Here is a 14,346-nt window from a genome sequence, read left to right as displayed (position 1 = left end):
TCAGCTCACTGCGCCGTTGATCACCGATGTCTTGATCTCGCCGTCCTGCACGCCCCACTTGGTGGTGATCTCGGTGTACTTACCGTTGCCGATCAGCTGCTGCAGGGAGTCGCGCAGCGCCGCCGCCATCGTCGAGTCCTTCTGCACGGCCCAGCCGTACGGTGCCGATTCGAACAGCGGACCGGCCGATTCGATCTTGCCTTCGCTCTGCTTGATCGCGTACGCGGTCACCGGCGAATCCGCCGACATGGCATCGACCTGACCGAGCACCAGCGCATTGGTCGCGGCGCTCTGCTCATCGAAGGCCTTCATATCGATGGCGGGCTTGCCGTCGGCCACACATTTGGCGCTCTTGGCGGGAATCTCTTCGGTGTGCTCGACCGTAGTGGCCTGTACGGCGACCTTCTTGCCGCACGCGTCATTAGGATCGATGGGTTTACCGGTTTGCTGGGCCCACTGGATACCCGCGCTGAAATAGGTCGTGAAATCGACCTGCTGTTCACGTTCGCACGAATCGGTGATCGACGACATACCGACGTCGTAGGTGCCCGCCTCGATGGCGGGAATGATCTTCTCGAACGAGGATTCGACGTACTCGGTCTTCAGTCCGAGGTTGGCCGCCACAGCGTCGAGCAGGTCTACATCGAAGCCGACGATCTTGCCGCTGGGGTCCTTGTACTCGTTCGGCTGGTACGGCACGTTCACGCCGACGACCAGCTTGCCCGCCTGCTTGACCTTGTCGGGGACGGTCGCGGGGCGCGTGTCGGTGCTCCCCGGCGATACATCGCACGAGCCCGAGGACGCGGACCCACCCTCGGTGTTCTCGGCACAGCCGGTCAGTACCATCGCACCGCCGGCAACGGTACAGAGAAACAGCGCAGCACTGCGACCGAGCACAGTTCGAACAGACAAAGGAGCCTCCACATTTCACGTCGACGCCGGCCACGTGTCAGCGCCTGTTTGGCAATGTATGCGAACCGGACACAGCGTGGTGCGACAGTAACCGAAGATTAATCAGCCGATGTGAAAGGGGTCTGTTCACCTACGGTGCACGCGCGCCCGCACCTGCTCGGTGAATTCACTGGTCGAAGCCAGACCACCCAGATCGGCGGTAGCGATTCCGGCCGCCAGCGTGGCCGCCACCGCACGGGTAATACGGTCGGCGGCGTCGTGGAGGGAACGGTCGTTGTCGCGAACTGCCAACCAGCGCAACAACATTGCTGATGACAATTGCAGGGCGGCGGGATTGGCTCGATTGTGGCCTGCCAGGGTGGGCGCCGCGCCGTGTACGGCTTGGGCCATCGCGCGCGTGTCGGAGCAGTTGAGGGAGGCGGCCATGCCGAGGGAGCCGCTGAGTTCACCGGCCAGATCGGAGAGGATGTCGCCGAAGAGATTCTCGGTGACGATCACATCGAAGCCGCTCGCGTCGCGGACCAGGTGGGCGGCCATCGCGTCGACGTGTTCGTCGTCGACGGTCACGTCCGGATACTGCGCGGCCACTTCGTAACAGACATCACGGAACAGCCCGGTCGTCATGGGCAGAACGTTGGCCTTGTGCACGACGGTGACCCGCTTGCGCCGACCCTGCGCGAGCCGCAGCGCCTGGTGCGCGATCCGCTCGCAGGCCTTGCGGGTGATCACCGCGACCGCCATCGCCACGTCCTCGGTCGGGCGGAACTCCCCCGAACCGGCGAACATATTGCGGTCGGCGTAGAACCCCTCGCTGTTCTCCCGCACGATCACCAGGTCGATATCGGGCGCCATCGCGCGCACACCGGTGAACGCGGCCGCGGGACGGATGTTGGCGTAGAGCTCGAGGCGTTTGCGGATGACCCCACCCGGAGCCACCCGCATGTCCGACGGGTAGGAGGCGTTGTCGTGCGGGCCGAGGATCCAGGCGTCGAGGTCTTCGAGGGCGACCAGGGTCTGTTCCGGCAACGGGTTGCCGTAGGCGGCGATGGCGTCGTGGCCGATCAGCAGCGGTACCCAGTCCACCGGGTCGAGCCCGGCCGCGCCGATCGCCTCGTCGACCACCGCGCGGGTCGCGGCCACCACCTCGGGGCCGATGCCGTCGCCGTCGATCACTCCGAGCCGCAGACCCGCCGTCGTCGCATTCACCTCGCCATCTTCGCGCCTGCCCGGCCGAGGGTGGTCCAGCGGGCCGTTCTGACACGCGGCAGAGGCCGAATTTCACGTGGTTGTAGTGCGGATTCACGGCCTGGGCGGATACGGACAGTTTGTGTTTCCCGCGATCGGGGGAAGATAGGAGGATGCCGCGGCGTTACAGCCGAGGACACCGACAAGGAGAGGACGTCATGGCCACCCAGACGCTGACCCAGCAGAACTTCGACGAAGTCATCACCGGAAACGACGTGGTCCTCGTCGATTTCTGGGCTTCCTGGTGCGGACCGTGCAAGAGTTTCGCACCGACCTACGAGACCTCGTCGGACAAGCACCCCGACATCGTCTACGGCAAGGTCGACACCGAGGCCGAGCAGGGACTCGCCGCTGCCGCCAACATCCAGTCGATCCCGACCATCATGGCCTTCCGCGAGGGCGTGCTCGTGTTCGCCCAGCCGGGCGCGCTGCCGCCTGCCGCGCTCGAGGATCTGGTGACCCAGATCAAGGATCTCGACATGGACGAGGTGCGCAAGCAGATCGCCGAGCAGGCGTCTACGCCCGCCGAGTAGTTCTCACAGCTGTGAATGCAAAAGGGCCCGTTCACCTTTCGAGGTGAACGGGCCCACTGTGTTTCTGGCGGTGTCAGCCCGCGAGCAGGTTGACGCCGGCGATCATGGCGCGCACGGTCGATTCCGCGCTGCCCGCGGCGGTGGCCACGGCCCAGCCGCGCCTGCCGTTGAACTCGCACTGCACAAAAGTGGCGGTGCCGTCGGCGGTCGGGCGCTGGTGGAAGTGCAGGATCTCGAGGGGGTAGCCCTCGTCGTAGAGCGCCGAGGTCATCGCGGCGACCGGGCTGCCGGTGGCGATGACGGTGCGCAGGTGGTCGGCGAATTCCAGGGTGGCGGTGAAATCCGTTCCGGAACAGGACCATTCACGCAGGGTGATGGGTCCGTCGGCGCGGGTGTACCGGTCGAGGAACGCGGCGGGGTCGAGGTCGGTGAGCTCGGCACGCAGGCCCTTGGGGGCAGCGGCGAACAGGGCATGGTCCAGTGTCAGCGTCATTGCAGGTGAGGTCTTCCCGAAGAGGGTCTTCGTTGGCAGGGTGGGACCAGCAGAAAAAAGAATCAAGCAGCCCGCAGCGTAGGGGCTGGTCCGAATCAGACCCCGCTACGGCGGGTTACTACGAGAAGAATTCGCCGTGAAGCTACCTGCGCGGTCTGCGCAGCAGCGACCGCGAGGTCGCGGTCAGCGACGAGCAGCGCGGCACAGCGGGCGGGATTCGGCACGTGATCGAGGATAGGTCGATCGTCGCGAAACCGCAACCTCGTTCACCGCGCGGAGTGTCTACCCATGAGTATCATCCCCGCAGCTCAGGATCGGTAACGCGGGGCGCGGCCACGGCGATGGGGCATCCGTTAGTGACGGGTCATACTCTCGGCAGCGGCACGACCGAGGCGAGGGCGCGAGCCGATCCGTCGACGTCGAGTTGGACGCGCAGGCTGTCGGGTTGCGAACTCGTGCGCAGGACCACCTTGTCGCGCATCATCACCGGACCGACGTGTTCGACGATCGCCCGGTACGGCAGTCGGTGGCGATCCGGGTGCGCGGCGAGCGCTTCCTCGACGGCCTCCCAGTACACGGCGTTGTTGACGTGGCCGAGCCGGTCGACGTCGGTGACGCGCAGCGGGAACGGCACCGCTTCCACATCCGGGTCGTCGAGTTCGGTGAGCGCGGCCTTCCAGCGCAGCCGGTGTTCGGTGGTGCTGGCCAGCATCGGCGCCATGAACGCGTCACTCATCCGCGCCGGGCGGCCCGCGACCGGGTCGATATGGATCAGGAAGGTCGCCGCCTCGATATGGCCACCATTCTCCCCGCGCAACTGAATTCGCATGTCGCACCAGCGATTCGAGAGCGCGTCGGCCCAGCGACGTAACTGCACCCGGTCGCCGAACATGATCGGCTCGTACACATCGATCACCGTGCGTCGCACGATCCACGCCTGATGCTTGTCGCCGTCTTCGACGGCATCGAGATGATCGAACCCGATGTCCTGCAGATACCGCGCCACCGCGTCCAGGCGCAACCGATCGTCGCCGTCGGTGTCGCCGAGGCGCACCGGCCACGACTTCGCGAAGGCCTGCTCGATATCGAGGCAGTCGGGCAGCGGGGTCGCGATGACGGGTTCGGTCATTCGCCCGATGCTGCCACAGTTCGCCGTATCGGCCGGGATATCCCCGCGACCCCTGTCCCGGTCACAGACCGCGGCCCCGCCGATCCGGACGAGGGGCGAAGCCACCAGATCGGATGTCCGTGGCGAATCCCTTCGACCCGGCGCACCGCTGTGCGTGGACCAGCGTCTTTCGGATCACCACCCGGACTCGTTCCGGTCTCCGAGCCGCACACGAGTCCCCTTGCGCCCTAGCGTGAATGGCCTGGGGCCGAGTGGGATCGGTCCTGCGGGAGGAGATTTCGATGACCAGTATCTACGAGCAGATCGGTGGCGAAGCGGCCCTGGTGGCCGTTGTCGACGATCTGTACGAACGAATCATGGCCGACGAGGTGCTGCGGGGGTACTTCGCCGAGGTGGACAGCGACCGAATCATCAAGCAGCAGGTGGCGTTCTTCGCTGAGGCACTCGGGGGGCCTGCGGGGTATACGGGCAAGGCGATGCGGGCTGCGCATGCGGGGCTGGGGATTTCGCAGGACGACTTCGATCGGGTGGCGGGGCATCTGGTCGCGGCGTTGACGGCCGCCGGCGTGCCGGACGAGGTGGTCTGCGAGATCATCGGTGCGGTGGCGGCGTTGGCTGGCGAGATCGTGAGCGTGCGAAATGCCTGAGCGGCACGGGAATACAGCTGGTAGATAGCTGAGTGGTGCGGTAGTCCCACTTTTGACTACGAGCTATCTCTTGGCTAACATTGTGTGACCAAATCGTGAATCTCCCGCGAGTCGCCGCCCAGAACGGGCGAAGACACGGTAGCGTCGCGGCCGCTAGGCCAATTGTTACTGCGTGAAAGGAATTGTTCGACATGGCATTTGAAGTCACGGGGACCATCGGCGATCACTACAACGAAGCCGGTGGCGCGTCCAGCCCGCTGGGTGAGCCGACCTCCCCGGAGCAGGACGCCCCCAACGGCGGCAAGTTCCAGGAGTTCACCGGCGGCGTCATCTACTTCTCGCTCCCGACCGGCACCTGGACCGTCTACGGCGCCATCCGTCAGGCATGGGAAGCCGAGGGCGGCGCGGGTGGCCGTCTGGGCTACCCCACCTCCGACGAGCAGGACATCGAAGGCGGCAAGATCAGCCACTTCGAGAACGGCTCGATCAGCTACTCGATCGCCGACGATGCCGTCGCAGTGACGGTCAACGCGTAATCAGCGTTACCTGACACACGATGGGCACCAACCCTTCTCGGGATGGTGCCCATCGTGCTGTGTGGGTCGGCCGGAGTTAATCGAGCTCGATTGTTGCCAGGCTCAGTGGGCGGCGGCGTCCCAGCTGCGGCCGGTGCCGACGGAGACGGTGAGTGGGACCGAGAGTTCGATGGCGGCTGACATCTGTTCTCGGGCTAGGGCTTCGAGGGCTTCGCGTTCGCCGTCGACGACTTCGAAGACGAGTTCGTCGTGGATCTGCAGGAGCATGCGAGATTTCAGGCCCGCTTCGCGAATCGCGTTCTGCACGTTGATCATCGCGACCTTGATGATGTCGGCGGCGGTGCCCTGGATGGGGGCGTTGAGTGCCATGCGTTCAGCGGATTCGCGGCGCTGGCGGTTGCTGGAATCCAGGTCGGGCAGGTAGCGGCGGCGGCCGAACAGGGTTTGGGTGTAGCCGACCTTGCGGGCCTGGTCGACGACATCGGACAGGTAGTCGCGGATGCCGCCGAAGCGGTCGAAGTACACGTCCATCTGCTCTTTGGCCTCGGTGGTGCTGATCTTGAGCTGCGCGCTCAGGCCGTAGGAGCTCAGACCGTAGGCGAGGCCGTAGGACATGGCCTTGATGCGGCGGCGCAGCTCAGGGCTCACTTCCGCGATCGGAATGTCGAAGGCCTTGGACGCGACGAAGGTGTGCAGGTCCTCGCCGGAGTTGAACGCCTCGATCAGGCCCGCGTCGCCGGACAGGTGCGCCATGATGCGCATCTCGATCTGGCTGTAGTCGGCGGTCATGAGTTCGGCGAAGCCGGGGCCGACGACGAAGGTGTCGCGGATCTGGCGGCCGGTGTCGGTGCGGATCGGAATGTTCTGCAGGTTCGGCTCGGTCGAGGACAGGCGGCCGGTGGCGGCGATGGTCTGGTTGAACGTGGTGTGCACGCGGCCGTCGTCGGAGACCGACTTGAGCAGGCCGTCGACGGTCACCTTGAGCCGGGTCGCGTCGCGGTGGGCCAGGAGATGTTCCAGGAAGGCGTGGCCGGTCTTCTCGAACAGCGATTCCAGCGCGTCGGCGTCGGTGGTGTAGCCGGTCTTGGTGCGCTTGGTCTTCGGCATGTCGAGCTCGTCGAACAGCACCACCTGCAGCTGCTTGGGCGAGCCGAGATTGATCTGCTTGCCGATGACTTCGTAGGCGGAGTTCGCGGCCTCGGCGACGCGGTCGGCGAACTGCTGCTGCAGGTTTTCGAGCTGGGCGACGTCGACCGCGATGCCTGCTTCTTCGAGCTGACCGAGCACGCCGAGCAGCGGCAGCTCCATCTCGGTGAGCAGTGGGGTGGATTCGATGGCTTCGAGTTCGGTGTCGAGGGCGACGGCCAGGTCGGCGACCGCGCGGGCGCGCAGCATTTCCTCGCGGGCGATGTCGGCGGCGACAGTGTCCTCGTCGTCGAGCAGGGAGAGCTGGCCGGTGTCGCCGGTTTCGACGCGCAGTTCGCGCTTGAGGTAGCGCAGGGACAGGTCGTCGAGGTTGAAGCTGCGCTGGCCGGGGCGGACCAGGTAGGCCGACAGGGCGGTGTCGGTGGTGAGGCCGCCGAGGGTGAAGCCGCGCCCGCGCAGTGCGTGGGCGGCGGACTTGGCCTCGTGCAGGGCCTTGAGGACTTCGGGATCGGCCAGCCAGGCGGCCAGTGCTGTCTCGTCCTCGGGGGTGAGTGCGGTCAGGTCGATGTAGCCGCCCTCACCGTCAGCGGCGGCGATGGCGAGGGCGCGCGCGTCACCGTGCACCGGGGTGCCGGTTCCGACGATCGAAAGACCGTGGCGCTCACCGGCTTTGGCGTGCTCGGCCAGCCAGTCGGCGACCGCGCCCTGGTCGAGGGCGGCACCGCTGATCTCGAAACCCGATTCGGCTTCCGGTTCGGGTGAGCCGAGAGTGTCGAAGAGACGGTCGCGCAGCACCCGGAACTCGAGGTCGTCGAAGATCTGGTGGATCTTGTCGCGATCCCACGGCGCCTTGATCAGCTGATCGGGGGTGTAGGGCAGCGGCACCTCGCGCACCATCTCGGTGAGCTGACGATTCAGTACGACGCTGGACAGATTCGCCCGCAGCGAGTCGCCGACCTTGCCCTTCACCTGATCGACCCGGTCGACCAGGGTGGCGAGGTCACCGTATTCGCGGATCCACTTCGCGGCGGTCTTCTCCCCCACGCCGGGGATGCCGGGGAGATTGTCGCTCGGGTCGCCGCGCAAGGCCGCGTAGTCGGGATACTGCGCGGGGGTGAGGCCGTATTTGGTCTCCACCTCGGCGGGGGTGAAGCGGGTCAGATCCGAGACGCCCTTTTTGGGGTAGAGGACGGTGACGTCGTCGTTGACCAGCTGGATCGCGTCGCGGTCGCCGGTGACGATGAGGACCCGGTAGCCCTGGGCCATCGCCTGGGTGGTGAGGGTGGCGATCACATCGTCGGCCTCGTAGTTGTCGATGGCCATCACCGGGATGCCCATCGCGCCGAGCACGTCCTTGGTGAGTTCGACCTGCCCACGGAATTCGTCGGGGGTGGCGCTGCGGTTGGCCTTGTACTCCGGGTAGGCCTCGGTGCGGAAGGTCTTGCGCGAGACGTCGAACGCCGCGGCCACGTGGCTGGGCTTCTCGTCGCGCAGCAGGTTGATCAGCATCGAGGTGAACCCGTACACCGCGTTGGTGGTCTGACCCGTGACGGTCTTGAAGTTCTCCGCCGGTAGCGCGAAGAACGCGCGATAGGCGATCGAATGCCCGTCCAGGAGCAGCAGCGTAGGCCGCTCGCCGTCGGGAGCAGTGGTCGTTGTCGATGCCTGCGCAGTCGTCGGTGAACTCACCCGAATGAGTGTAGGGACACCCACCGACAGAGACGAACACCGCCATCACCGCACTCCACCCCAGCCTGTCCCGTCTTCCACAACTCCCAAAACCCAGCCACCCACCCGCGACCCATAGGGAGCGGCGGCCACGAAGTGGCCGGTCGCGGCCGGGTCGCCGGTTAGCCGCCGTTGCGATGCGGCGCAGCCGCCAGCAACGGTGGCTAACCGGCGGTGGCCCCTGGGGCCGCGACTCGAGCGCGCCAGCGCTCCAATAAACACAGCGTCAAACCTGCCTGGGACTACCGAACGCAGGTCACCCTCGCACCAGCGACTGCCAGCCGCATCGTCGAGGGGCCCACGCCGTCGGCATTTCAGTCGACGCCGAGATAAGCGGCCATCACCGCGGGATCGGTCAACAACGAAGCACCCGGACCGGACTTGGTGACCTCACCGGTTTCCAGGATGTAGGCACGATCGCTGCGGGTCAGCGCCTGCTGGGCGTTCTGCTCCACGAGCAGCACAGTCGTGCCCTGGCGGTTGATCTCGCTGATGATCCGGAAGATCTGCTGGATCACCATGGGCGCCAGGCCCATCGAGGGTTCGTCGAGCAGCAGCAGCTTCGGGCGGGCCATCAGGGCCCGGCCGATGGCGAGCATCTGCTGTTCGCCACCCGACATCGTGCCGCCGACCTGCTTGCGACGTTCGGCCAGTCGCGGGAACAGTTCGAAGACCCAGTCCAGGGTCTGCTGGTACTCGGACTTCTTCTCGAAAGGCCTGCCGTAGCAACCCATGTCGAGATTCTCCGCGACCGTCATACCGGGGAAGACACCGCGACCTTCTGGCGCCTGGATCAGACCCTCGACCACGCGGTCGTGCGCCTTCATCGAGCTGATGTCTTTGCCCTGGAACAGGATTCGGCCGGAGGTGAGCGGCAGCAGGCCCGACAGCGCCCGCATGGTGGTGGTCTTGCCCGCGCCGTTGGCACCGAGCAGGGTCACCAGTTCGCCCTGATCGACCGAGAGCGAAATGCCGTGCAGCGCTTCGATCCGGCCGTAGTTCACGACCATGTCCTGTACCTCGAGCAGCGGCGCCGCCTTCTCGACGACCACCTCACCCTTCGGCTTCTCGACCACGACGGTGGCGGGAATCGGCGGCGGGGTCGCCCCCTCTTCCGCAGCGGCCACCGATTCCTCGCGGACCTCTTCGATGGTGTCCGCGTCGGGCACACCGAGGTAGGCCGCGATCACGGCCGGGTCTTCGCGCACCTCGGCGGGCAGGCCGTCGGCGATCTTGCGCCCGAACTCGAGCACGACGATCCGGTCGGTCACGCCCATGACCAGGCGCATGTCGTGCTCGATGAGCAGCACGGTGTAGCCGTCGTCGCGGATCTTGCGGATCAGATCCATCAGCGCCGACTTCTCGCTGGGATTGAAACCAGCGGCCGGCTCATCGAGGCACAGCAGCTTGGGCTCGGTGGCCAGCGCACGCGCGATCTCGAGCCTGCGCTGATCGCCGTAGGACAGGTTGCGGGCCTTCTCCACCGCGCGCGGTGCGATGCCGACGAACTCGAGCAGCGCCATGCCGCGTTCGATGGCGTCCTTTTCCTCACGCTTGAACTTCGGCGTGCGGAAGATCGCGCCGGGCACCGAGGTGGTGTGGCGAGCGTCGGTGCCCACGACCACGTTCTCGAGCGCCGTCATCTCGCCGAACAGCCGCACGTTCTGGAACGTGCGCGCGATTCCCATCCGGGTGATCTCGTTGCGCTTGGTCTTGGCGAGGGGCTTGCCATCGAAGTGCACGCTGCCCGAGGTGGGCTTGTACACGCCGGTGATGGCGTTGAAGCAGGTGGTCTTGCCCGCGCCGTTGGGGCCGATCAGACCGAGGATCTCGCCGCGGCGGATCTCGAAACTGACCCCGTCGAGCGCGGTCAGACCACCGAACTTCATCGTCAGACCGTCGGTGCGCAGCAGTGGTTCGCCCACCGCGGTCTCGATCGCGCGATGCGGCGCGACCACCTCGGCGACCGTCTCGGCATCGGCGAGTTCGGGCATCACCGCGGTGACGTCGACCTCGCCCGTTGGCTCGACCTCCGGCGGCGGCTGGTAGCCGGCCTTCATGTCTTCGTTGTCGTACAGCGCGTCTCCCGCGCCCGGCCCCGTCATCGCCCTGCTCCGATCGATTCGGCCGCCGGCTTGCGCACGACCGCCTGGTACACCTGTCTGCCGTAGGCGAGCAGCTTCTGCCGCACCGGGAACAGACCCTGTGGCCGCAGAATCATCATCACCACGAGCGCGATGCCGAAGTAGAGGTACTTCAGGTCACCGAGGTTCTGCGCGCCGCCGGGACGGAACAGCAACACACTGCCGAACAGCAGCAGCCCGAAGATCACCGCGAGGATCGCCAACCCGACCACCGCCCGCCGGACCCACTCGCCCAACACGTCCTTCTTGAACCGCCACAGCAGCCACAGCCCGATCAGCAGCGCGATATCGAGCCCGAGCAGCAGATAGCCGGTCGACTCGCTCGACACCAACTGCACCGACTGCAACCGCATCGGCAGGTAGGCGATGAGGAACGCGCCAACGATCACGCCGAGCTTGTTGCCCGAACCACCGAGCACGACCGCGCACAGGAACAGCATCGACAAGATGATGTCGAACTGCTTGGGGTTCACATAGGTGACCTGACCGGCGTACATCGCACCCGAAAGACCACCCACCGAGGCGCCGATCACGAACGCCCACAGCTTGAACTTGAAGGTCGGCACGCCCATGATCTCGGCGGCGTCCTCGTCTTCGCGGATGGCGACCCAGGAGCGGCCGACCCGGCTGCGCTCCAGGTTGCCGATGATCAGCAGCACCACGATCACGAAGACCATGCCGAGCCAGAACCACCAGGTGCCGTTGCTCGCCCGCTCGAAGGGGTTCCAGCTGCTGTTGTCGCCGAGGTTGCCCGGGGAGAAGTACCCGCCGGGGTGCGCCTCGGACTCACCGACCTCGGGGTAGGCGATCTTGGACAGCCCAAGGCTGCCGTTGGTGAGATCGCCGAGGTTGTCGGCCATCAGGCGCACGATCTCGCCGAAGCCCAGCGTCACGATCGCCAGGTAGTCACCGCGCAGCCGCAGGGTCGGCGCGCCGAGGATCAAACCGGCCAGCGCCGTGAGCGCGACGGCGATCGGCAGGCAGGCCAGCCAGGCCCAGCCGGAGGTGAGCCACCCGTCGGCGTCGGTCTGGTTCCACGGACTGTTCGGGCTGGTCAGCAGGCCGACCGTGTAGGCGCCGACGGCGTAGAAGCCGACGTAACCGAGGTCGAGCAGACCGGCCTGGCCGACCACGACATTGAGGCCGATGGCGATCAGCGCGTACATCGCGAACTGCGCCATCACACCGCCGAAGCTCACCCCGGGGGTGTCGAGCAGCGGCGGCGGGAACAGCGGCAGCAGCGCCAGCACGGCGATGATCGGCACGCCGACCGCCCACTGGGCCGGACGCGAGAGCCCGTCCCACCAGACCCGGATCGCATCGCCCACACCACGCCGATCCTTCGGCGCGACCGGGGCTTTCGGAGTTTTCGTCATGTCTGTCATGCGCGTGCCCTCCCCAGGCTCTCGCCGAGGATGCCGGTCGGCCGGAACATCAGCACGGTCACCAGCAGCACGAACGCGACCACGTCACGCCATTCGGTGCCGAACAGGATCGACCCGTACTGCTCGGCCACACCGAGGATCAACCCGCCGAGCAGCGCGCCGCGCAGGTTGCCGATACCGCCGAGCACCGCGGCGCTGAACGCCTTGATGCCGAGGATGAAACCGCCGGAGAAGATGATGCCGGTGGGAATGTAGAGCGTGTACAGCATCGCGGCCGCACCGGCGAGCAGACCGCCGATGAGGAAGGTCAGCACGATGACCTTCTCCCGCGAGACACCCATCAGGGTGGCGGTGTCGGGGTCCTGGGCCACCGCGCGGATGGCACGCCCGAATTTGGTTCTGTTGATGACGATTTCGGTGGTCACCGCGAGCACGACGGCCGACGCGAAGATCACCAGCGCCACATTGGTCACCGAGGCGCCGAGGAAGGTGAACTGCACCTTCGGCTCCACGAGCCGGATGCCGGTCTGGGCGTTGGAGCCGCCGAGGCCGGGCTTGATCTTGGGCAGGATGTAGTGGACGAACTCCTGGATCACGAACGACATACCGATCGCGGTGATCAGGAAGGCCAGCGGCTTCGCACCGCGCCTGCGCAACGGCCGATAGGCGATCCGTTCCAGCCCCACCGCGGCGATGCCGGAGACCAGCATGCCGAACAGCATCGCCACGCCCAGATAGAGCACGGTCAGCAGGACACCCTGGGAATACACATTGCCGCTGGGCGCGAAGCCGAGCAGTTCCAGACCCACATAGGTGCCGAACATGCCGAGCATGAAGATTTCGGAGTGGGCGAAGTTGATCAGTCGCAGCACGCCGTAGACGAGCGTGTAGCCGACCGCCACCAAGGCGTAGATCGAGCCGTAGGTCAGACCGTCCACGGTCAATCGCCAGAACTGGTCGATCACCCCGGACACGTTGAAATCGATGGACCCCTCGGCCAACAGGGTCACACCGAGCGAAGCCGCTGATGTCATGGTTACTCTCGCGTCAGGAGCGACGGTGCACGTGGGATCACCACGCGCACCGTCGCACACGTCATCGGAACTACTTGACCTGGTACATCCAGATCTGGATGTTGGCCAACTCGCCGGTCTCGCCCCACTTGTACTGGCGGGCGACACCGGTTCCGCTGTAGTTGCGGACGTAGTCGACGAGATCGGCGCGGGTGACCTTACCCGAGTCGATTCCCTTCAGCAGGATGGTGGTCAGGTCGTAGCCCTCGACGGAGTAGACGCCGGGCGCCTGACCGTTGAGCGCCTTGTACTCGGCGGCGAACTTCTCCGGCGCCGGGCTGCACGGGCACGACAGCAGCGCGTCCTTGGACGACGAGCCTGCCTGGCGGACGAACTCGGGGTCGTTGCTGCCGTCGGCGGAAACGAAGGTGGCGGTCACGCCACCGGAACGCAGCTGCTGCACGAACGGTGCGGCCTCGGCGTAGTAACCGGCGTAGAAGATGGCGTCGGGCTTGGCCGCGTTCAGCGACGACACGGCGGCCGAGAAGTCCTTGTCACCTTCCTTGACGTTGGTCGCGCAGGAGGGATCGGCCGCGGCACCCGCGGCGGTGGTGAAGGCCTTCGCCAGGCCGGCACCGTAGTCGGTGTTGTCCTGCACGACGCAGAGCTTCTTGAAGCCCTTCTCGCCGGTCAGGTAGTTGGCGATGGCCGGGCCCTGCGAGTCGTCGTTGCCGAGCCCGCGGAAGAAGGTCTTCCAGCCGTTGGTCGTCAGCGTCGGGTTGGTGGCCGACGCGGTGAGCGTCGGCATGCCCGCCTCGGCGAGGATCTGGCCGGTCGCCTTGGTCTCACCCGAGAAGGTCGGGCCGATCAGGCCGACGATGTTGGGATCGGCGACGATCGAGGGCACCACCTGGCTGGCGATCTGCGGCTTGCCCTCGGTGTCGAACTGCTTGACCGACACCTGACAATCCGGGTTGGCCTTGTTGTGCTTGTCGAGCGCCAGCTTCACGCCCATGATGATGTTGATGCCGAGGGCGGCGTTACCGCCGGTCAGCGGGCCCGCCATGCCGAGGGTCACCGGCGCGCACTTGGCCTTACCGTCGCCTGCGGGGTCCGCGGCCGCACCGGCGTCGGTCGTCGCGACCGCCTTGCCCTGGGTATCGAGCTGAACCACCGGCTGGATGGAGAGATCGGTGCTGCCGCCACCGCCACCATCGGATGACTTGTCACTGCATCCGGACAACACCAACGACGCGGCAGCTCCGATTACCAGAACTCCTCGCGTCGACCGACTGCGCCATGTCGAACTGAGCACGTCTCACCTCTATGTCCTGTGCTCCCCGGGTTCACCGAGGGGGCCGACCACGTTCAGCCCGCAGAGAACATATCGCCGCTTTGTTAGATCCGCATCACATTCGGATCATGTCGGACGCTT

The 14,346-nt window shown here is 66.1% G+C and carries 12 protein-coding genes and 1 pseudogene; 3 read left to right on the top strand and 10 right to left on the bottom strand.

What is annotated here, in order from left to right; all coding sequences use genetic code 11:
* Together ACFWUP_RS16935 and ACFWUP_RS16930 are read right to left on the bottom strand one after the other, a co-directional pair.
* Window positions 1–846: an ABC transporter substrate-binding protein gene (locus ACFWUP_RS16935; RefSeq protein ID WP_379235417.1), complete on the bottom strand. Its 846-nt coding sequence runs from the start codon at window positions 844–846 to the stop codon at window positions 1–3.
* A 192-nt stretch (window positions 847–1,038) separates the two neighbouring features.
* Window positions 1,039–2,118, bottom strand: coding sequence for an isocitrate/isopropylmalate dehydrogenase family protein (locus ACFWUP_RS16930; protein WP_379235195.1), 1,080 nt, complete (start codon window positions 2,116–2,118; stop codon window positions 1,039–1,041).
* Window positions 2,119–2,315: 197 nt separating this feature from the next.
* Here ACFWUP_RS16930 and trxA point away from each other — a divergent pair, with 197 nt between their 5' ends.
* The gene (trxA, locus tag ACFWUP_RS16925; RefSeq protein ID WP_379235193.1) at window positions 2,316–2,690 is read left to right on the top strand and encodes a thioredoxin; all 375 of its coding nucleotides are present in this window, start codon (window positions 2,316–2,318) and stop codon (window positions 2,688–2,690) included.
* A gap of 73 nt (window positions 2,691–2,763) precedes the next feature.
* Here the strand turns inward: trxA and ACFWUP_RS16920 are convergent, their stop codons facing one another.
* Both ACFWUP_RS16920 and ACFWUP_RS16915 read right to left on the bottom strand, forming a co-directional pair.
* On the bottom strand, window positions 2,764–3,183 hold the full coding sequence (locus ACFWUP_RS16920) for a 2-keto-3-deoxygluconate kinase (RefSeq protein WP_379235191.1): 420 nt from the start codon (window positions 3,181–3,183) through the stop codon (window positions 2,764–2,766).
* Between the two features lie 364 nt (window positions 3,184–3,547).
* Window positions 3,548–4,312 carry an acyl-[acyl-carrier-protein] thioesterase gene (locus ACFWUP_RS16915; protein ID WP_379235189.1) on the bottom strand — a complete coding sequence of 255 codons (765 nt, stop codon included), beginning with the start codon at window positions 4,310–4,312 and terminating at the stop codon, window positions 3,548–3,550.
* 281 nt (window positions 4,313–4,593) lie between these two features.
* Here ACFWUP_RS16915 and ACFWUP_RS16910 point away from each other — a divergent pair, with 281 nt between their 5' ends.
* Together ACFWUP_RS16910 and ACFWUP_RS16905 are read left to right on the top strand one after the other, a co-directional pair.
* A complete protein-coding gene (locus tag ACFWUP_RS16910; RefSeq protein WP_379235187.1) occupies window positions 4,594–4,959 on the top strand; it encodes a group 1 truncated hemoglobin in 366 nt (121 codons plus the stop codon).
* Window positions 4,960–5,150: 191 nt separating this feature from the next.
* The gene (locus tag ACFWUP_RS16905) at window positions 5,151–5,495 is read left to right on the top strand and encodes an LGFP repeat-containing protein (RefSeq protein ID WP_379235185.1); all 345 of its coding nucleotides are present in this window, start codon (window positions 5,151–5,153) and stop codon (window positions 5,493–5,495) included.
* Between the two features lie 102 nt (window positions 5,496–5,597).
* Here ACFWUP_RS16905 and polA read toward each other — a convergent pair whose 3' ends face one another.
* The 6 genes and pseudogenes from polA to ACFWUP_RS16875 all read right to left on the bottom strand — a co-directional run bounded on the left by polA (window position 5,598) and on the right by ACFWUP_RS16875 (window position 14,160).
* The gene (polA, locus tag ACFWUP_RS16900) at window positions 5,598–8,330 is read right to left on the bottom strand and encodes a DNA polymerase I (RefSeq protein WP_379235183.1); all 2,733 of its coding nucleotides are present in this window, start codon (window positions 8,328–8,330) and stop codon (window positions 5,598–5,600) included.
* A 353-nt stretch (window positions 8,331–8,683) separates the two neighbouring features.
* Window positions 8,684–9,379: an ABC transporter ATP-binding protein gene (locus tag ACFWUP_RS16895; protein ID WP_379235415.1), complete on the bottom strand. Its 696-nt coding sequence runs from the start codon at window positions 9,377–9,379 to the stop codon at window positions 8,684–8,686.
* A 162-nt stretch (window positions 9,380–9,541) separates the two neighbouring features.
* Window positions 9,542–10,258 (bottom strand): annotated as a pseudogene (locus tag ACFWUP_RS16890) (ABC transporter ATP-binding protein); the annotation flags it as partial.
* Between the two features lie 212 nt (window positions 10,259–10,470).
* Window positions 10,471–11,898 carry a branched-chain amino acid ABC transporter permease gene (locus tag ACFWUP_RS16885; protein WP_379235182.1) on the bottom strand — a complete coding sequence of 476 codons (1,428 nt, stop codon included), beginning with the start codon at window positions 11,896–11,898 and terminating at the stop codon, window positions 10,471–10,473.
* A complete protein-coding gene (locus ACFWUP_RS16880) occupies window positions 11,895–12,932 on the bottom strand; it encodes a branched-chain amino acid ABC transporter permease (protein ID WP_379235180.1) in 1,038 nt (345 codons plus the stop codon). The genes ACFWUP_RS16885 and ACFWUP_RS16880 overlap by 4 nt, the downstream gene beginning before the upstream one ends.
* A gap of 70 nt (window positions 12,933–13,002) precedes the next feature.
* A complete protein-coding gene (locus tag ACFWUP_RS16875) occupies window positions 13,003–14,160 on the bottom strand; it encodes a branched-chain amino acid ABC transporter substrate-binding protein (protein WP_379235413.1) in 1,158 nt (385 codons plus the stop codon).
* Window positions 14,161–14,346 lie beyond the last annotated feature (186 nt).

Origin of the sequence: Nocardia sp. NPDC058658 (assembly GCF_042716665.1) — a bacterium.
In the GTDB taxonomy this organism is placed as follows: Bacteria; Actinomycetota; Actinomycetes; order Mycobacteriales; family Mycobacteriaceae; genus Nocardia.
This window is presented reverse-complemented; position numbering and strand designations above follow the sequence as displayed.